General features: G+C 60.7%; 15 protein-coding genes. 12 read left to right on the top strand and 3 right to left on the bottom strand.

Annotation, left to right across the window (positions count from 1 at the left end; genetic code table 11):
• Window positions 1–222: 222 nt before the first annotated feature.
• The 7 genes from Q0X47_RS03995 (at window position 223) to Q0X47_RS03965 (ending at window position 8,377) form a co-directional block, all read left to right on the top strand.
• Window positions 223–1,206 (top strand): phosphoribosylaminoimidazolesuccinocarboxamide synthase, encoded by a 984-nt coding sequence (locus tag Q0X47_RS03995; protein WP_297723139.1) that lies wholly within the window; start codon window positions 223–225, stop codon window positions 1,204–1,206.
• A gap of 61 nt (window positions 1,207–1,267) precedes the next feature.
• Window positions 1,268–1,528: a phosphoribosylformylglycinamidine synthase subunit PurS gene (purS, locus tag Q0X47_RS03990; protein ID WP_297723137.1), complete on the top strand. Its 261-nt coding sequence runs from the start codon at window positions 1,268–1,270 to the stop codon at window positions 1,526–1,528.
• The gene (gene purQ, locus Q0X47_RS03985) at window positions 1,525–2,229 is read left to right on the top strand and encodes a phosphoribosylformylglycinamidine synthase subunit PurQ (RefSeq protein WP_297723135.1); all 705 of its coding nucleotides are present in this window, start codon (window positions 1,525–1,527) and stop codon (window positions 2,227–2,229) included. The genes purS and purQ overlap by 4 nt, the downstream gene beginning before the upstream one ends.
• A 73-nt stretch (window positions 2,230–2,302) precedes the next feature.
• Window positions 2,303–4,633 (top strand): phosphoribosylformylglycinamidine synthase subunit PurL, encoded by a 2,331-nt coding sequence (gene purL / locus Q0X47_RS03980; RefSeq protein ID WP_297723132.1) that lies wholly within the window; start codon window positions 2,303–2,305, stop codon window positions 4,631–4,633.
• Window positions 4,634–4,742: 109 nt separating this feature from the next.
• Window positions 4,743–5,345 (top strand): redoxin domain-containing protein, encoded by a 603-nt coding sequence (locus tag Q0X47_RS03975; protein WP_297723130.1) that lies wholly within the window; start codon window positions 4,743–4,745, stop codon window positions 5,343–5,345.
• 205 nt (window positions 5,346–5,550) lie between these two features.
• Window positions 5,551–6,891: an NADP-specific glutamate dehydrogenase gene (gene gdhA / locus Q0X47_RS03970; RefSeq protein WP_297723128.1), complete on the top strand. Its 1,341-nt coding sequence runs from the start codon at window positions 5,551–5,553 to the stop codon at window positions 6,889–6,891.
• Between the two features lie 238 nt (window positions 6,892–7,129).
• Window positions 7,130–8,377, top strand: a complete 1,248-nt coding sequence (locus tag Q0X47_RS03965) for a peptidoglycan bridge formation glycyltransferase FemA/FemB family protein (RefSeq protein WP_297723126.1) — start codon at window positions 7,130–7,132, stop codon at window positions 8,375–8,377.
• 11 nt (window positions 8,378–8,388) lie between these two features.
• Here Q0X47_RS03965 and Q0X47_RS03960 read toward each other — a convergent pair whose 3' ends face one another.
• Complete coding sequence (locus Q0X47_RS03960; RefSeq protein WP_297723124.1) at window positions 8,389–10,545, bottom strand: NAD(+) synthase; 2,157 nt, start codon at window positions 10,543–10,545, stop codon at window positions 8,389–8,391.
• Between the two features lie 180 nt (window positions 10,546–10,725).
• Between Q0X47_RS03960 and galT the strand changes: the two genes are divergently transcribed.
• On the top strand, window positions 10,726–11,985 hold the full coding sequence (gene galT, locus Q0X47_RS03955; RefSeq protein ID WP_297723122.1) for a galactose-1-phosphate uridylyltransferase: 1,260 nt from the start codon (window positions 10,726–10,728) through the stop codon (window positions 11,983–11,985).
• An 88-nt stretch (window positions 11,986–12,073) separates the two neighbouring features.
• On the top strand, window positions 12,074–13,471 hold the full coding sequence (gene galK / locus Q0X47_RS03950) for a galactokinase (protein ID WP_297723120.1): 1,398 nt from the start codon (window positions 12,074–12,076) through the stop codon (window positions 13,469–13,471).
• A gap of 284 nt (window positions 13,472–13,755) precedes the next feature.
• On the opposite strand, the gene Q0X47_RS03945 is transcribed toward galK, so the two are convergent.
• Window positions 13,756–14,541, bottom strand: coding sequence for a hypothetical protein (locus Q0X47_RS03945; protein ID WP_297723118.1), 786 nt, complete (start codon window positions 14,539–14,541; stop codon window positions 13,756–13,758).
• A gap of 141 nt (window positions 14,542–14,682) precedes the next feature.
• Between Q0X47_RS03945 and Q0X47_RS03940 the strand changes: the two genes are divergently transcribed.
• Complete coding sequence (locus Q0X47_RS03940; protein ID WP_297723116.1) at window positions 14,683–15,126, top strand: sterol carrier family protein; 444 nt, start codon at window positions 14,683–14,685, stop codon at window positions 15,124–15,126.
• A 162-nt stretch (window positions 15,127–15,288) separates the two neighbouring features.
• Here the strand turns inward: Q0X47_RS03940 and Q0X47_RS03935 are convergent, their stop codons facing one another.
• Window positions 15,289–16,200 (bottom strand): hypothetical protein, encoded by a 912-nt coding sequence (locus tag Q0X47_RS03935; RefSeq protein ID WP_297723114.1) that lies wholly within the window; start codon window positions 16,198–16,200, stop codon window positions 15,289–15,291.
• A 425-nt stretch (window positions 16,201–16,625) separates the two neighbouring features.
• Here Q0X47_RS03935 and Q0X47_RS03930 point away from each other — a divergent pair, with 425 nt between their 5' ends.
• Window positions 16,626–17,321 (top strand): CDGSH iron-sulfur domain-containing protein, encoded by a 696-nt coding sequence (locus Q0X47_RS03930; RefSeq protein WP_297723112.1) that lies wholly within the window; start codon window positions 16,626–16,628, stop codon window positions 17,319–17,321.
• Window positions 17,322–17,528: 207 nt separating this feature from the next.
• On the top strand, window positions 17,529–18,746 hold the full coding sequence (locus Q0X47_RS03925; protein WP_297723110.1) for a flagellin: 1,218 nt from the start codon (window positions 17,529–17,531) through the stop codon (window positions 18,744–18,746).
• The last annotated feature ends 213 nt before the right edge of the window (window positions 18,747–18,959 follow it).

Here is an 18,959-nt window from a genome sequence, read left to right as displayed (position 1 = left end):
GGGGTGTGCGTGTTTTAAAGGTGGGATTTGGGCAGTAGCTGCCATTATTGGCAGCTACGACCCAAATCCCACCTTATATCCGCAACCCGACAAGTATCCCCCCGAACGCCGCCAAACCTCGCGGGCATACTGGCGCCGCCAGGACTTGCGGCAAAATCTGGGTCAGACGAGGCCAAGCACAATGGTTTGAGGGGGCTGGCGCTTGTGTGAAAGAATGAACGCATGGCTGATTTTGTAGCTCCAGATTATGTTCCCAGTGACGTTCTCGAGCACCCAGTGACTGAGATTCCAGACATTCCCGGGTGGAAAAAGGCAGCGGCAGGCAAAGTTCGGGAAATCTTTATTCCCGAAGACGCCGCCGGAATTTCCACCGCAGACCGTTTGATGTTGGTGGCGACCGACCGGATTTCGGCTTACGACTTTATCCTCGACACCCCGATTCCCGGTAAGGGCGCGGTGCTGACCCAACTGTCTCGCTGGTGGTTTAACCAGCTTAACGGCCTGGTCAACACCCATTACCTCGGGGTTGACGTGCCGGCGGAGGTCGCGGGGCGGGCGATGATTACCCGACGGTTGGAAATGTATCCGGTCGAATGTGTGGCTCGCGGCTACCTGACCGGTTCGGGGTTGGCTGAATATCAGCAATCGGGCGCGGTGTGTGGCATTGCCCTGCCGCCGGGACTGCGCGAGGCCTCGAAACTGTCCGAACCGATTTTTACTCCTGCTATCAAGGCTGAACTGGGCGAACACGATGAAAATGTTTCCGCCTCCCGCATTGCCCAGCTGCATGGCCGGGCGGTAGCAAAGAACCTGACGGACCTGACCCTGCAGATTTACCGCAAAGCCGCAGAAATCGCGGCTGAACGTGGGATTATCCTGGCTGACACGAAGTTTGAATTCGGGGCGCTGCCCGGACACTACGTCCACGGCGACACCCTCGATGACGCCGCCGCGTCTTTCGTGCTGGGCGACGAAGTCATCACCCCGGACTCCTCCCGCTTCTGGCCCGCGGATGCCTGGGTGGAAGGCCAGGTCACTCCCAGTTTCGACAAGCAGTATGTGCGGGACTGGTTGACAGGTCCCCAGTCCGGGTGGGACCGTCACGGCGACGCCAAGCCTCCGGCTCTGCCTCCCGAGGTGGTCCAGCGCACCAGCGAACGTTACCTGGAGGCTTACCGGATTCTGACCGGCCAGCCCCTTATCTAAAACTCTGAAACGCTTGCCGGAACCCCGGAAAGCTCCCTATCCACGGAAAAAAGGAAGAAAAATGGGAAAAATCGTTGTTGAGGTTATGGTGAAACCAGAGATTCTCGACCCGCAGGGCAAAGCCATTAAAGGCTCGCTGGCGCGACTGGGAATCGACAACTTTGTGGACGTGCGCCAGGGCAAACGCTTCACCTTGGACACCGCCGGTGACGTAACCGAAGCGGACCTTGAAGCGGCTCGCCAGGCTGCGCAAACCCTGCTGTCCAACCCGATTATCGAGGACGTTGTGGCTGTCAAAGCCGTCACGGAGGCGCAAGCATGAGCGCAAAAGTTGGGGTCGTGACGTTCCCGGGGACCCTCGACGACCAGGACGCGCGCCGGGCGGTGCGTTTGGCTGGAGCCACGCCGGTTCGGTTGTGGCACCAGGACGCGGACTTGCACGGGGTTGACGCCATCGTCTTGGCGGGCGGGTTTTCGTACGGGGACTATTTGCGGTGCGGCGCGATTGCGCGTTTTGCCCCGGTGATGGAGTCAGTCGTCGAGGCCGCCGGTCGGGGTATGCCGGTGTTGGGGATTTGCAACGGGTTTCAGGTGCTGACTGAAGCGCACCTGCTGGATGGAGCCCTGATGCGTAACGAGCATAAAAAGTTCATCTGCCGCGACCAGGTGCTGCGAGTCGAAAACAATCACACGGCTTGGACCAGCGCTTTTAGCGCGGGCGAAGAAATCCTTATTCCTCTGAAAAACGGGGAGGGCAATTTCCGCGCTGACCCGCACACTGTGGAGCGTCTCGAGGGCGAAGGCCAGGTCGTGTTCCGCTACGCCGGTCCGTTGGGCAACCCCAACGGTTCGTTGAACGACATCGCCGGAATTACGAATGCACAAGGTAACGTGGTCGGCTTGATGCCGCACCCGGAGCACGCGGTGGAGCCGGGTTTCGGCTCCACTCCCGGCCAGGATAATCGGACCGGCACTGACGGTCTCAAGTTCTTTACTTCCGCCATTAGCTCAGTGCTGGTCTAAGCGAAGGCGCGGTGTGAGGATCCTTAGAAAACCGCACCGCCAAACCCTAATCAACTAATAAAGGAAACCACTCATGACGACTTATGACACTGTTGAAAATGCCCAACAGACCCCCGACGAGCCGCAAGATTACCGGGCTTTAGGGCTGAAAGACGGGGAATACGCGCATATCAAAGAGATTCTGGGACGCCGACCCACCGCGGCGGAACTGGCGATGTATTCCGTCATGTGGTCCGAGCACTGCTCGTATAAATCCTCAAAAAAGCACCTGAAAGAACAGTTCGGCGCGAAGACCACCGCGGAAATGAAGAAACACCTGCTGGTCGGCATGGGCCAAAACGCGGGGGTGGTCGACATCGGGGACGACTACGCGGTGACGTTCAAGGTCGAGTCACACAACCACCCCTCTTTTGTGGAGCCGTATCAGGGCGCTGCCACCGGGGTGGGCGGTATCGTGCGTGACATCATGGCGATGGGCGCGCGCCCGGTGGCGGTCATGGACCAGCTGCGTTTCGGGTCAGTAGACCACCCCGACACGGCTCGCGTGGTGCACGGCGTGGTCGCGGGCGTGGGCGGCTACGGCAACTGCCTGGGACTGCCCAACATCGGCGGCGAAACCGAGTTCGACCCCAGCTACCAAGGAAACCCGCTGGTCAACGCCTTGTGCGTGGGGGTGCTGCGTCACCAGGACATTCACCTGGCGAACGCGACCGGCGTGGGTAACCACGTAGTGCTGTTCGGGGCGCGTACTGGCGGGGACGGCATCGGCGGAGCCTCCATCCTCGCGTCCGAGTCTTTCGAGGACGGAATGCCCACGAAGCGTCCCAGTGTCCAGGTCGGCGACCCGTTCATGGAAAAAGTCCTGATTGAATGCTGTTTAGATCTGTTTGAAGCCGGCGTGGTGGAGGCGATTCAAGACCTCGGCGCAGCGGGGATTTCCTGCGCGACCTCGGAACTGGCCGCCAACGGAGACTCGGGAATGCATGTGGACCTAGAGAAAGTCCTGTTGCGCGACCCGACTCTGACCGCTGGGGAAATCCTCATGAGCGAATCCCAGGAACGCATGATGGCCATCGTCTCCCAGAGCCACCTCAGCGAGTTTGAGGACATTGTCCGCAAGTGGGACGTGGAATACGCCGTGATTGGCACGGTGACCGGGGACGGACGCTTGACCGTGGACCATCACGGCCAACGCATCGTGGACGTGGACCCGAAAACTGTCGCCATTGATTCGCCCGTGTATGACCGGCCTTATGCGAAACCGGCTTGGCAAGACGCCTTGAACGCAAACACGGTGCTGGAAGCGATGGCGCGTGACGAACTGGCAATGCCGGGGGACACCGACGTGGCGAAACTGCGCCAAGAAATCCTTGACGTGTGCGTGACCAGCCCGAACGCGGCAGCAAAGTCTTGGGTGACCGACCAATATGACCGTTACGTGCGCGGCAACACCGCCCTGTCCCAGCCTGATGATGCCGGGGTCATTCGCGTGGTCGAAGAGACCGGGCGCGGGGTGGCGCTGTCGACGGACGCGAACGGGTGGTACACGAAACTCGATCCTTACGTCGGGGCGCAGCAGGCGCTGGCGGAGGCTTACCGCAACGTCTGCGTGGTCGGGGCGCGTCCGGTGGCGATTACGGACTGCCTGAACTTTGGGAATCCCGAGGATCCGGACGCGATGTGGCAGCTGGTGACGGCGATGACGGGCCTCGCGGACGGCTGCGTCACCCTGAAAGTGCCGGTGACCGGCGGTAACGTGTCGCTCTACAACTCGTCAGGAGACACGATGAGCCAGCCGGATTCTTCCATCAACCCGACCCCGGTGGTGGGGATGCTGGGTCTGATGGACTCGGTGACGCGGGTGGTGCCCGCTGGTTTTGTGGGCCAGGGGCAGCCGATTCTGCTGTTTGGCGCCAAAACGGCCGCGGAGCTGGACGGTTCGGCGTGGGCCCGGTTCCACGGTCATTTCGGGGGGCAGCCGCCGGTGGTGGATTTTGCCGCGGAACAGGCCTTGGGAGAGATTCTGATTGCCGGCGCGAAACGTGGGTCTCACCTGGGGGCGCACGACCTCTCGAACGGCGGTTTAGCGCAAGCCCTGGTGGATATGGCGTGCCGTTTCGAAACCGGGGCGCGCCTGGATTTGCGCCGGCTGGAGGCCGAAACCGGGCTGGGCGCCACCGCGCTACTGTTCAGCGAAACTCAGGCGCGAGCCGTGGCTTGTGTTCGCGAGGATCAGATAGACGCGGTGTGCCACTGGGCCGAGGCGGCCGGTGTCGGCGTGTGGCAGATTGGCGAAAGTGGCGGGTCCGACCTGTCGATGACCCTTTCGCAGGGCGAAGTGCGTTTCTCGGTCAGGGAACTGGTCGACGCCAGCGCCCAGGTCTTGCCCAATCTGTTTGACTGAGCCGCGCCGAGGGGCTATGACCGCATAAGCCTGCATATGGTACGGCTTTCACATACAATTACCAAGTCAGCGGTTCGTGCTGACTCTAAGCCCAGAGGAGAGATAAACGATGGCGATTTTGACTATTGGTGATGAGTTTCCGGAGTACGACTTTCAGGCCGTAGTGGGCGGTGTACTCTCTGAGCTGCCCGTGAACAAGGAAGAAGACTACTTCACTCGGGTGCGCTCCGCTGACGTGCCGGAGGGTCAGTGGCGCCTGTTTATCATGTGGCCCAAGGACTTCACTTTTGTCTGCCCCACCGAGCTGGCCGGAATCGCCGGAGTGTACGAAGACCTGCAGGAACGCCACTGTGACGTGGTGGCGGTGAACACTGACTCCGAGTACGTCCACCTGGCTTGGCGCTCCAAGGACGAGCTGCTGAAAAACGTGCCGTTCCCGCTGGCCAGCGACCTGACTTATGACTTTGTGAAAGCGGTCGGGGTGTTGAATCGCGAGGGCGTGTGTGACCGCGCGTCGTTCCTGGTCGACCCCGATAATCGGGTGCGTTTCGTCTCGGTCGACGACGGTTCGGTCGGGCGTAACGCTGAGGAGCTGGTGCGTCAGCTCGACGCCCTGCAGTCCGGCGGCTTGACCTCTTGTGGGTGGCATCCGGGCGAACCGACTCTCGATGTGTTCAAAGCAGCCACGAACTTGGTGTCGCTGTCCATCTGATTCTGTCTTCATCTTCATGACCGGGGAACCTCACCAGGTTTCCCGGTCACTTTTTTGGGTCATTGTGGCGTTCACAAGGGCGGTGGTGCGGCCAGCCCCGGAACGTCGCGGAACCCGTCCAAGATGCGGAACGATTCTTTTGTCAAGTGAGACAGGTGGTATATTTGGCGCAACAAAATTATTTAAACCAAAGGAGCGTAAACTCATGCATCCTAAACTAGAAAAAGTATTACAAGAAACTGATCATCGTAACCCCGGCGAACCGGAGTTCCTCCAGGCCTTGACCGAGGTACTCATCTCGCTGGATCCGATTATCGAACGGCACCCCGAATACGCTGATTACGGCCTGTTGGAGCGTCTGACCGAGCCGGAACGCCAGATTATTTTCCGCGTTCCCTGGGTTGATGACCACGGCGATGTCCAGGTTAACCGCGGCTATCGCGTGGAGTTCAACAGTGCGCTCGGCCCGTACAAGGGCGGCTTGCGTTTCCACAAGTCGGTGAACCGCAACATCATCAAGTTCCTGGGGTTCGAGCAAATCTTTAAGAACGCCTTGACGAACCAGGGCATCGGCGGCGGCAAGGGCGGTTCAGACTTCGACCCGCACGGCAAGTCAGATAACGAAGTCATGCTGTTCTGCCAGTCCTTCATGACCGAGCTCTACCGTCACATCGGCGATAAGACCGACGTCCCTGCAGGTGACATCGGTGTGGGAGGCCGCGAGATTGGCTACCTGTTCGGTCAGTACAAGCGTCTGACCGGCGTGCACGAGGCCGGCGTATTGACCGGAAAAGGTTTGGGCTGGGGCGGTTCTCTGGTCCGTACCGAAGCCACCGGCTACGGCCAGGTCATGTTCGCCCGCTTCATGGCCGAGGATCGGGGCGAATCCCTGGAAGGCCGGACCTGCGCGGTTTCCGGTTCGGGCAACGTGGCAATCTACGCCATCGAAAAAGCCCAGCAGCTCGGTGCTAAGCCGGTGACCTGTTCGGATTCCAACGGCTGGGTGTATGACAGGGAAGGCATCGACCTGGATTTGCTCAAAGAGATTAAGGAACAGCGCCGCGGTCGGGTTTCTGATTATGCCGCGCAGCGTCCCAGTGCGGAGTTCCACGATTCCGGTCGGGTTTGGGCCATTCCCGTGGATGTGGCTCTGCCTGCCGCGACTCAAAACGAAATCGATGAAAACGACGCTCGGACCTTGGTTAAGAACGGCTGCAAGTATGTGGTGGAGGGCGCGAATATGCCCTCGACTCCCGAGGCCATTGACATCTTCCAGGCTGCGCCCGGCGTTTCCTACGCTCCGGGCAAGGCCGCTAACGCCGGTGGCGTGGGGACTTCCGCCTTCGAGATGGAACAGAACGCCTCGCGTTCTCACTGGTCTTTTGAGTATGCCGAGGAACGTTTGGAAGCCATGATGCGCGACATTCACACCGACTGCTTGGCGACCGCGGAGGATTACGGCAAGCCCGGCGACTACGTTTACGGTGCGAACATCACCGGTTTCCGCCGCGTTGCTGACGCCATGCTGGCTCACGGGGTTATCTAGTCCTTCAAGGATTTTTAGCGGCATCATCGTCGCTCGCGGGATTCTCGCGGGAGACCGAGGGGGCACGGACCCCCCTCGCTTCCTCTCCGATGGAGGGGAAGCACACCCCCTAGTCTCCTGCTGAGTAACCCCGCCTTCGCTCCTTGACGTCGCACAGAACCTTGCGACTGACGACAACTAAGCCGTTACTAATACGTACTTTATAGCGAAATTTGGCATAACGGCTAAACTTAGACTTGTGAGTGCCTCAGAACAGTTTGTCTTTGATAACCACGTCGATCCGGCGGAATACGACGCTTTCGTCACCGCCCAGCCGAACTGCAACCTACTGCAGTCTGCAGATTGGGCCAAGGTGAAAAACACCTGGGGCCACCGTCTGACGGCCCTGCGAGACACCTCCGGTCGGATACTTGTTGCGGGACTGGTGTTGATTCGCCCGCTAAAACTCGGCTACACCATGTGGTATCTGCCGCACGGCCCGATTATGGACTACGGCCAACCGGAGCCTGGTGCCCCTGACCTGCTTCAGGTCTACCTCCGGGAGCTGCGCCGCTCCGCGAAACGCGCAAAAGCTGCTTTTATCAAGGTTGACCCTCCCGTAGCCTTGCAAGCCAAACCCCTGGAAGAAATGAGCGACGACCCTTCCGCCCGCAACCCTGGGGCTTTGCAGGTACTTGCGCGCTTCGAGGACCAGGGCTTCCGCCACCAGGGATTCCCGAAGGTCATGCACGAAACCCTGCAGCCGCGCTACACCACGGCCACGATGTGTCCGCCGGAGGGTAAGACGCTTTTGGAGGTGGTGCCCAAGCGCACCCGGCGTTTCGTCAAAGATGCCGAGTCTCGCTTTGTGCAGGTGCGCCAGGTTGGCCCGGAGGCGCTTCCAGATTTCCTCGACGTGATTTCTCACACCGAGCAGGACAAGGGAATTCACCTGCGTTCGGGGGAATACTTCGAGAGCTTGATGCGCATTTATGGCCAGAGGGCTTCGCTGTGGATGGCCTACCTCGATTTGGACGAGGCAGCCGACAATTACCGCGCGAAGATATCCAAGGCGGAGGAATCTTTGAAATCTTTGGCCGATAACGCAACCCAGAAGCGTCGCGAATACACCCAGCAGATCGCCTCTAGTCGCAAAAACCTGGAGTTCGTCACCGAGCGCTCGCACGTGGACAAATCCCCTGTTCCCCTGGCGGGGTGTCTTTCGGTGCTTTACGGTACTGGTTTTGAGATGCTCTACGCCGGCATGAACCGCCACTATTCTAAAATCACTGCGCAGGACCTTATCTACATCAAATCCATGAGTGATGCTTTCGAGCGCGGGGCGCGCTACTGCTCCATCGGCGGGGTTTCAGGGACGCTTGACGACGGTTTGATGAAGTTTAAGTCTCACTTTTCACCGCTGGTCATTGAGAAATTGGGTGAGTTCGACTTGCCGCTGCGTCCGCTGATTTATCGCGCTGTCCGCTTTTACCTGCGCCATCGCTAGATAGTGGCTGCCTAGTGTAACCCATCGAGTTTCGCCAGTACCGCGTCTACGCAGGCAGCGTTCAAATCGGAGGGGAAGTTGAATCCAGCGCGGGGTGACAGCGTCATGCCCTCCCAGATGACCGGCCCATCGACCGAGGTAGAGCGCTTGTATTGCTGGGTCAGGAAGCGGCGGTAAAACACTTCCAGCCATTTCAGCACTTCCTCGCGGGTAAAGTAGCGGCCCTTGTTTGACCAGTCTGTGGAGTCTTTCGTGTCCCCGGCGTCCTGACACTTATCCGCGGTGTCCTGACACGTACACCCCTCGGGTTTGGTAAACGCCGCCAGCGCCAGGAACCCGACCAGGTCCGGTCCGGCCCCGCGCAACGTGTGGTACAGGAAGAAATCGTGCAACAGGTACGGCCCGATTGACCCCTCGGTGGTCTGGTGTTGAGCCGTCCCGCCGCTCTCGTGATCCGGAATCAGCTCCGGGGTGACATCGGTGGCGATGATGGATTCCACCGTGTCCAGCAAGCCCGCGGGGTCGGCGACCAACTCGCGCTCGATGAGCACCTCGGCCGCCTCGCGAATCAGATCGGGCATCATCGACTTGGGCACGCCGCAGTTCACCGAATAGTGGCTCATGTGGTCCCCGACACCATAAGTCGTCCACCCCAGCGCACTTTCGGACAAATCCCCGGTCCCCAGCACGAATCCGTGGCGCTGATTGGCCAGCCGGAACAGGTAATCACTGCGCAGCCCGGCTTGTACGTTCTCAAACGTGACGTCATAGACCGCCTCGCCGTGTCCGGCGGGGTGCCCCATCGTTTTCAACATCTCGGTCGCAGAAGGCCGAATGTCGATAAGTTCGCAGCCCACCCCGATGGCGTCGGCCAGTTTTTGGGCGTTGCCTTTCGTGCGTTCCGAGGTGGCAAAGCCGGGCATGGTAAAGGTGAGGATTTCCGGCCCGCAATCGTTGCTTTCGCGGTTCGGCTCCGCCATCTGCCGCGCGGACTCATGCGCTAAAGCGCTGTCGCGGGTGTTTTCAAGGTGCTCCGCCGGCGAAAGCAAATCGTTGCTTTCGCGGTTCGGCTCCGCCGTTTGCCGCGCCGACTCATGCGCTGTCGCGCTGTCGCGCGTGGCTTTAGCTGCCGTGGCGACCAGCAGAGCCAGCGTAGAGTCCAGGCCGCCGGAAATCCCCAAGACAATGTTCGAATCCCCCAGCGCCTCCAAGCGCCGCACCAGGGCGTCGCGCTGTATATCGAAGGCTTCGCGCAGGTCAGCCCGGTAGCGCCGGTCCGTCACGGGGACCAGGGGACGCTGCGCGGGCGGCTCCAGCAGGGGAATCTCGGTGTCCAAATCCAGCGCCACCTCGAAGTTTCCGTATCCGGTCAGCTCGGTATAGCCCGGGCCGGTGTAGCGCACCGCCCGTGCCAGTTCCGGCAGCACGATATCGACCAGGGTCAAACCGGCACTGCTCAGGTGCGTTTCCGCAGCTAGGACCTGACCATCGGCGGCTATAAATCCGCTGGCGCTGTAAGCCCCGTCGGTGGAGGACTCGCCGTGGGAGCCAATCGTTTGCACGACTGCCAGATGCAGGTCACGAGAGAGGGTGCGAGCCGCGCGGTGCAGGTGACGGGTGGAGCCGACCGTGTGCGCCGGTGCGGCCAGGTGGGCGATGACGGTGGCGGTCGGCAAGGAATTACCTGACATGGCCGCGCCGAAAGAATTGCGGGTATAAAAGCTCACCGGAGCCGGATTGTCGGCTACGGCCAGCCGGTTCAGCGAGCCGACGACCGGCAAAATATGCAGGCCCGGCAGGTTCGTGGCCGAAAATCCCCAGCTCTGGTCCAAGTCATCGTGAGCCTCTCCGCCCCAGATTGACACGGCTCGCGACACCCCGCCGAGGCGCGCCCCCACGATGGTCACAATCGACAAATCCGCGGTCTGGGTTGCAATCCACTGTAGTGCCGAAACGGTGGCGTTGGCGACCGCGGTGTTCGCTCCCCAATCCCCGAGGGTGACGCCGGTCAGGCAGTCTTGGGGGAACACTACCAGGGCGGCGTGTTGGGCGGCGGCAGCCCGAGCCAATTCGACGATTTGGCGGGCATTGGCGTGGGGGTCTCCCAGCTGGATGGTAAAAGTCGCGCTGGCTACGCGCGCGATTCCGTGAGCATAGATGTTATCCATGAAACCAGTTTAGTCGCCCCGTGCCGCCCGCGGTCCTCTCCGCCGCTTAGCCAATCCGTCAATCCTCCTTCCGCCGCACGTACTGACACTCCACGGTTTGCCCCGACTGACCCAGATATTGGCACATCCCCCCACTTTGGCCGCGCATTCCGCTTAGAATTAACCCGAAAGGGGTACGTGATGGAACACCTGGTACGCAAAACCGCGATAAAACTGGCTGATGGCCGCGATTTGTTCTATTTTGACGATTCTGAGCCCTATGTTTCCGGGCGGGCCACTCGCCGCAGTGATGATCCGCGTCCGCTCCCGCCTCGGTTTGAGTCGGCGGATGGAACGGCGGTGTCGGGCCCGATTATGCGCCGCGACCCGTTGACGGGGGATTGGATTCCGATGGCGGCTCACCGCATGAACCGCACTTTCCTGCCGCCCGCCGATGCTAACCCACTCGGGCCGGCGCGTCCGGGTGCGACCTACCAAGACGGCGAAATCCCGGACACCGACTATGACGTGGTGGTTTTTGAAAACCGTTTCCCCTCGCTGCTGGAAGTTCCCGGCGCAAACAACTCCGAAACCCATCCGGATGGCCAGGACTTGTTTCGCGAGCGTCCCGCCAACGGGCGTTGCGAAGTCGTGTGTTTCGGCCCGGATTTGCACACGAACCTGGTTTCGATGGGACCGCACCGAATGCGAACGGTCATTGAGGCCTGGGCGGACCGCACCGCCGCGCTCTCAGCGTTACCCCAGATAAAACAGGTTTTCGTGTTTGAAAATCACGGCGAGGACATCGGGGTAACCCTGTCTCACCCGCACGGGCAAATCTATGCTTATCCATACTTGACGCCGAAGACCGCGGCGATGTTGCGCCAGGCTCGCGCCCTGGCGGATAAAACCGGCGACCCCGAGGTGAACCTCATCGCCTCGGTGCGGGATGCAGAAGTCCGGGCGGGCACGCGCCTGGTCGCACAAAACGCCCACTGGGTGCTCTATGTTCCGGTTGCGGCGCGTTGGCCCATCGAGTTTCACTTGGTGCCGCGGCGAATCGTGCCGGATTTCGCGGCTCTGGACGCGGCTCAGCGTGAGTCGCTGGCCGATATTTATCTAAAGATGATGATTGTGGCGAACCATTTTCATCGCGAGCTGGCCCGTGGCGGCGACGCGCAGCCGGGGCCATATCTGCCGGTCAACTATATTTCGGCGTGGCATCAAGCGCCGGTGTCGCCCGCGGACGGTCGCGGCCAACTGGGCTTGCACTGCGAGTTTTTCTCTTTCTTGCGCGCGCCGGGCAAACTGAAATACCTGGCGGGTTCCGAGTCGGGAATGGGCGCTTGGATTTCCGACACGACCCCGGAACGGATTGCCACTCGCGCCCGCCAGGCGGCTCACGAATGTGTGGAGCTGGACGCTTTTGCAGGCCTGGATTACCCCACGACTTTCCACTAGACCCCCGCACATCGCCCCGACCGGTAAACCAAGTCAACCGCCCTTCTGAACTTAATCCATAAATCCACACCACGAAACGAGGCAAAACATGAGCGACGCCACCCCCGTCACCCCCGCCACCCCCGTTGCCCCCGCCAATCCGGGCAACGCCCCGGCCACCCCGGACCAATCCCAGCCGCTATTCATGAACCCCTACACGTTAGAACAGGGTCGGACCTGCGCCGCCGGCTTGTTTTGGAAAACGTTTGGCGCCGAGCCGGCCGGCGTGTTTCGCGCGCCGGGGCGGGTCAATGTCATCGGGGAACACACGGATTACAACGGCGGAGTCGCGCTGCCGATGGCCCTGCCTCACGCGACTTATGCCGCGATGCGCCCGCGCCCGGACCGCCGGTTGCGCCTCATTTCGGCCCAGTTTGACCCGGACAGCGAGGCTCTGGAACTGGACTTGGACGAGTTTTCCCGCGGTTTGACCGATGCGATTCCCGAGGACGGTTCGCGCCTGGTGCGTGGTCCGGCGGCTTATGTGGGCGGCACGATTTTGAGTCTGGAGGACGTGTTGGAACGCCCGGGGGCGGCGACCGGTTTCGATATTGCGGTGGATTCTTGCGTACCGTTGGGGTCGGGGTTGTCCTCGTCGGCGGCGCTGGAATGTGCCGTCGCGGTCGGGGTTGACGCGCTGTGCGGTTTCGGCTTGGCTGATTCGATTCCGGGCCGCCACCAGCTGGTTGACGCGGGTCGGCGGGCGGAAAATTTCTATGTCGGGGCGCCCACCGGCGGGCTGGATCAGGCGGCGGCGCTGCTGAGCCACCCCAACCAGGTGTTCCTGCTGGATTGTCGGACTTTTGAGACGATTGATTTCCCGTTTGCACTGGCCCAAGCGGGAATGGAACTGCTGGTCATCGATACGCGGGCGCGTCACGATTTGGCTGACGGCCAATACGCGGCCCGCCGCCAGACATGCGAGATTGCGGCCGCGGCGATGGGCGTGGAGTTCCTAGGTGAACTGGCGGGGGTGCTGCAGCCCTCTGATTTCGACCGACCGCTGGAAAACCCTGATATTGCCACGATTTTGCCGCGTTTGTCCAAGCGTCTGGGCGAGGGCGAGGCGGCGGCGGAGGTGTTTCGCCGGGCTCGCCATGTGCTCACCGAAATCGTGCGGACCCGCAACTTTGCTTACGAGTTGATGCGTCCCACGGTGGATTGGCACAAACTGGGCCGGATGATGAGCGAGTCTCACGAGTCTCTGCGCGTCGATTATGAGGTCAGCTGTCCGGAGTTGGACTTGGCGGTGCAGGCGGCGATGCAGGCCGGAGCGTTGGGGGCGCGCATGACGGGCGGAGGTTTCGGCGGCTGCGCTATCGCGCTGGTTGACCTGGATGACGTGGATCGGGTTGCTCGTGCTGTGACTGCCGCGTTTCGTCAGGCCGGTTGGCAAGCGCCGGCGTTCTTGGTGGGCGAGCCTTCCGCTGCTGCCGGCCAGGTTTAGTTCACTGTCGGTTCGCATAAGGTCGGGTTGTCACAAGCCCGGTTCGGTGGCTCGTCGCGTTTCGGCCGGCCCCCGCGAAAGGCCAGTTCAGCAAAAGAGCCGGACTCGAGCTGTCTCAGCGTGGGCAACAAATAGTCAGGCTTGAGCCGGATTCGAGATGGCTTGGATTCAGCCCCGTAAAAGGAAATACTTGACCCGCACTTGACCCGCACTTGAGCCAGCGCAGCTCGGGCAGCGAAAAGGCCGGCCCTGCAAAAGGACCGGCCCTACGCGTCTCTCGGGTCTTAGTTCATCAACAAGTTTTCAGCGGCAGCGGTGCTGATGCTGTGGGCCGCGGTCGCGGCTTTCGGTGCCGCGGCAATAGCGGACATCGCGTTCCCCGCGGTCGCGCCAGCCTGGTCGGGAGTCATCGCCGATCCGCCCAGTTCGTCCAGATTGCCGGTCAGGGAGTTGAACAGCCCGCCCAGCGCGAAGGTCTGAGCCGCGATTTGAATCTTGGCGTGGGACACCAGCAAATCAGCGCGTTCCACGGATTTCATCGAGGTGTCCTTGTCGTCCAGGTTGATGGCCGCGATTCCGCGTCCGCCGGTGGCCAGCAGGGAGGCCAGGTCGCGCAAATCCGGGGAGCCGACCGACACGGTCACGCCCGCGCCGTGCGCGCCGGGGGCGATGGAAAAGTCGGTGCCGTCCAAGACGGTTTCGCCCTGGTAGCGAGCCCCGTGCAGGGTCTGATCCAGTCTCGCCAGTCCGTCAGCCAGCGCCAAGCGGGCGGAGGGGTCGGATTTACCAGCGGCAACTACGCTGTGAATCCACTCGAGGTGTTTCGCGGCGGTATCCAGGTTTTCATTGGCGACACGCAAAACTTCCACCCCGCGCTGGGCGGCGTTCAGTGTCTGGTGGGTCTGGCCGACTTTGGCCGCCAGCGGGTTAGCCCGCAAGTCCAAGGAATCCACGCGGCTGGGCGCGGCGGCTTGATGGAGGGACTCGGCTTTCTGAGCCGCGGCGCTCTGAGCTGCCTGCTGCATCGCCAGCAGGCTGGCATTGGTATTGGTGGTCAGTTGAACAACCATGATGGCCTTCCTTAGCGTGTATCGTCGTTCCGGTAATCCTGGGACATATAAGTTTGTTTTTGGTGACCTGCCTAGTCACCAAGCTGTTGAATCAATGATAACATCCTGAAAGCAACCTGGGAATAGAAAGATTTTATATTCGTGGCAAAGAAGATTTCTGACACGGTCGGTCGGACCGCGGTTTTCGCTTGGATTTCCAGGGTTTGCGACATTCCCGAGGTCGGTTCTGGCGAGCCTGCACTCTCGCCGTGGCCCCCGGATTTGATAGGACATTTGCCCGAGTTGAGTGCGTCAGTGCCCCGGGCCACGGTGGCGACCGCGGTCCGGTTTGCCCTGCAGCTGTTAGAGGCACGAGCGCCGGGTCAGGCGGTGGAGGTGCGGGTTCCGCCGTTCGGGGCGGTGCAGATTCTGCCGGGGACGACGCATCGGCGCGGGACTCCGCCGGCGGTTATTGAGATGCCTGCCGAGGTGTGGCTGGCGTTGGCGGTCGGGGGTTTATCCTGGTCAACTGCCATTTCACAAGGGTTGGTGGCGGCTTCGGGGAACCGTGCGGACCTGGGGGAGCTGTTGCCGCTGCGAATCTAAACCGCCGCGCGGCACCTCCGCATAGCTCCGTTCCCGGAGAGGGTGACGGAAACACCTTGTGCAGTGTGAGCGGCCAGCGCGATAGCAACGATGAGAGGACACCAGCAACGAGTGGAACGCAGGGGAAAATAATCCCCGCCAGAATCGGGGGCCGTGGCCAGGTTAGGACAGTAACCGCAGAGCGGAAGACGTCGCCGTGTTCGCTTGGGCGGTGAAAGCGGCGGCGCCGGATTGAGCCAGTTGCGCCATCGTGTTGGCGACCAGGTTCTGAGCCAGGGCGGGGGTGCCGCCGATGGCGGCGCCCAACAGCTTGGAGCTGGAGTTCATCGCGTCTACGGTCGAGGCGGTCGCATCGCTCAAACCGGTGCGGACCTGGGCGACCGCGCCTTGGGCGATGTCTAAGCCCTGCGAGACTGCCGGGTTGGCGTCGCGGGTGGCGTTCGGTGTGGCCAGCAGACCGGCGAAACCTTGGAGTCCCAAGCCTTCGGTGTTGAAACCTTTGCCGTTGGGCAGGGTGGCGTCAATGGTGACGCGGGTGGAATCGCCGACGGTGAAGGTGGCGCGGAACCGGCCGTCCAGCGTCTTGTGACCGGCGAAAGATTCGTCGTCGACCAGGCTGTCCAGGCGGTGGGCCAAGGTTCCGAAGGCTTCGGTCAGTTCGGCGCGCCGGGTGCCGGTCAGGGATTGGTTGGACAGTTTCGACACGATGGTTTTCATGCCGGCCAGGATTTCATCGGTTTTGCCCAAGGATGCGTTGACCGCGTTGGCAGTGGTGACTGCGGCTTGGGCGGTCTGGGATTTAAAGTTTTCGGTGGCGACTTCCGCGCGAGTGTTGGAAGTGGGGGAAACTTGGACTTCGTCGCCGAAACCGTCAACCTGGGCGGAACTGGTGTTGACCTGGGTGGTTGTGGGTGCAACCGGGGCGGTACGCGCCGCTCCCCGCAGGGCGTTCAGACCGGCGCTCAGACCGGAGGCGCCTTGGTTGGTGGTGGCGAGTTCTTTGGAGGTCGCGGCATTATTCCACGGGGTAATCAGGTTGTTCGCCTGGTAATTGCCCAATCCATTCAGCTGCATCTACGACTCCAAGTATTGTTCGGCTTTACGCCTTGGTGACTTACACCTGACATATTCGGCAGTTTTCGTCGCCGTATTAGAAATATTACGGAGCATTTGCGCAGGAAATCACCATTTCAGGGAATTGTCAGGACAATTGAACTCGGCGTGTTGCCTTGACCTTTGCCAACGCTCACCGGTAGTGGGAAAAATTACCGTCTGGTAAGGGGTAAAATTATTGCAAATTCAAGGAAAACTCGGTTTTATTTCAGCCTTTTTTCAGGCGCGGGCGCCCGTCTCTGCCTCCCGCGGGTCCTCCCGGTCTGGTGCGAGTGGGGCTATCCGGTCTATCCCTCGCGCCAGGCGGCTATTGCGAGTACAGTTTTATACAGATTCTATAAGCTTTATTGACCTTTTCATGGTCAAGTCTCAGCGAGGAGTTTGCGATGTCTCAGTCAGCGAAAGGAATGGGAATCAAGGTCAGCGCGGGCGGGCCGTACCTGGTGACCGGCGGAGTGCCGCTGCGAGAGGCGCGGATTCACCCCGAGGGGCCGGGTTACACCTGGGATCCGGGACGGGTCCTGCCTCAGGACGAAACTTATGCCCTGTGCCGCTGCGGACTGTCGCATGACAAGCCGTTTTGTGACGGTTCGCATCATCAGGCGGACTTTGTGGGGACGGAAACGGCCAATCACCAGCCCTATACCGAACGTATTGACATTGTGGAAGGTCCCCAGCTGCGGATGGGCGACGACGGACGCTGCGCTTACGCTCGGTTTTGTCACGGCCCCGCCGGGGACGCGTGGACGCAGGTCGCCGCGGCGCAGACTCCGGCTCAGGTGGCGGCAGCCACCAAGGTGATTGACGAATGCCCGGCCGGTCGTTTGACGCGCCTGGACCCGCAGGGCGCCGTGCAGGAACCGGACTTAGAGCCGTTGGTCGTCGTCACCCAAGACCCTCAAAATGAGTGCTCCGCCGGAATCTACGTCCAGGGCGCAATCCCGCTGACGGACGCGAACGGGCAAACTTACCCGGTGCAAAATCGCTACGTGCTCTGCCGCTGTGATGACTCCAAGAACACCCCGTTTTGTGACGCCAGCCACGTTAACATCGGCTTTGACGACGGGCATATCAACGGCTGACGCCGGGCGGGCGGCATTTGTCCGGTCATTTGCACAAGCCAAACTGGACTATTCACATTTCCCTCACCACCCCTTACACTAAATTTTGCGGTGTGATTTCGGGAAAACCGAAAATCCGCCCCGCGCGAGGGCAAGGAATGTTCCTCGGTGATGGGTTGGCACCCGGTGTCCGGCCTTTCAGAAATGACCCCAAGGATGGTGGGAGCGATGACCACGTTAACTGTGGATGGATACTCCGTCGCCATGTCGCCAGGCATGTCAGCGGCGGGTTTTTCTGCGCCCGACACCGATTCTTTTGATCAGTCTGGTGCCTCCGAACTGCCCCTGCCCGGCTCAGAACCCAGCTATGAGTCCTCGATTGATACTTCCGGTATGCCCTCTCACCTGGCTTATGCCGTGAACAGTTTCGTGTCCAGCGATGGCGACGCGGCGCCGATTCGCACCAGCTATGCAGCTGGCTCCGCGTCGAGCCCTCGAGGCAGTTCGATGCCACGAAGCCGGATTTCTGGGGAAGCTGTGGGTTTGTCAAAGTTTTCCTCCCCGCCACCCTCCAGTTCCAAAAATGTGCGAGCGGGAGCCGCCCAATCAATCCAAACCAACACCATGGCTCTAAACGCTTACCGGAATGTGACTTCGGCCCAGCAGATCCTGAACCAATCCCTGCAGCGACTCTCGACGGGACGCCGGATTAATACGGCGGCTGACGACGCGGCTGGACTCGGGGTGGCTGAAAGTATTAAATCCCAGGTGTTGGGCACCAAACAGGCGGTCCGTAATGCTCAGGACGGTATCTCGCTGGTGCAAACGGCCGATGGGGTATTGGGAACCGTGCACAGTTTGTTGCAACGGATGCGAGTCCTCGCGGTGCAGGGCGCCAATGCTACTAATACCAATGCAAACAGTCTCTCTATAGCTGGGGAGATGGATGCGCTGCGCCAAGAAATCGGGCGTATCGGCCAGGCAACCGAAGCGATGGGCCGGAAAATTTTGGGAGGCCGCTACACCGAGCCAGCCGACGCCCTGCGCTTCCAGATTGGAGCGGGAGCGACGGAATTTGACACCATCGCGATTACTTTCGTGGACGTGGTGGACATCGCCCGTGCCCAACTGGGTCAGATCCCTCAGGACGCCGGCGCTAATGCTTTCCGGGAAGCCATCACGAACATTGACGACCAAATCGAGGTCATCTCTGGGGCGCGAGCGAGCCTGGGAGCGGTACAAAACCGTTTTGAATCCACCATAGACTATCTGAATGTCTCGGTGGAAAACTTGTCTTCTGCCCACGGTCGCATGCAGGATGCGGACATGGCGGTAGAAACCATGAACTATATGCGAGGCCGAATCCTGAGCCAATCTTCCAACGCGGTGTTGTCCCAGGCGATATCTGCTCCCCGCGGAGTTTTGACGCTGCTCAGCGCAGCTTAGCCTCAGTCCGCGGTGAACTGTGCCGGTCGGTTATTACCCTATTGAAACGAAAATGTCAGCTAAATCGGGAATTTCCCTTGATTGTGCGAACAATTGCAGTAAAATTAAGTACTGGAATGAATTTTCCTAAAGTTTCTTGTCTGCTTTCCGATTGAGGGGTTTGTCGGACAGGAAGTCTGGCGCAAGGCTACCAGGACGGTGTGTTGCCGGCTG

The organism is uncultured Mobiluncus sp. (assembly GCF_947254095.1).
In the GTDB taxonomy this organism is placed as follows: Bacteria; Actinomycetota; Actinomycetes; order Actinomycetales; family Actinomycetaceae; genus Mobiluncus.
The sequence above is the reverse complement of the archived record's forward strand: the minus strand, read 5'-3'. Positions and strand labels throughout refer to the sequence as shown.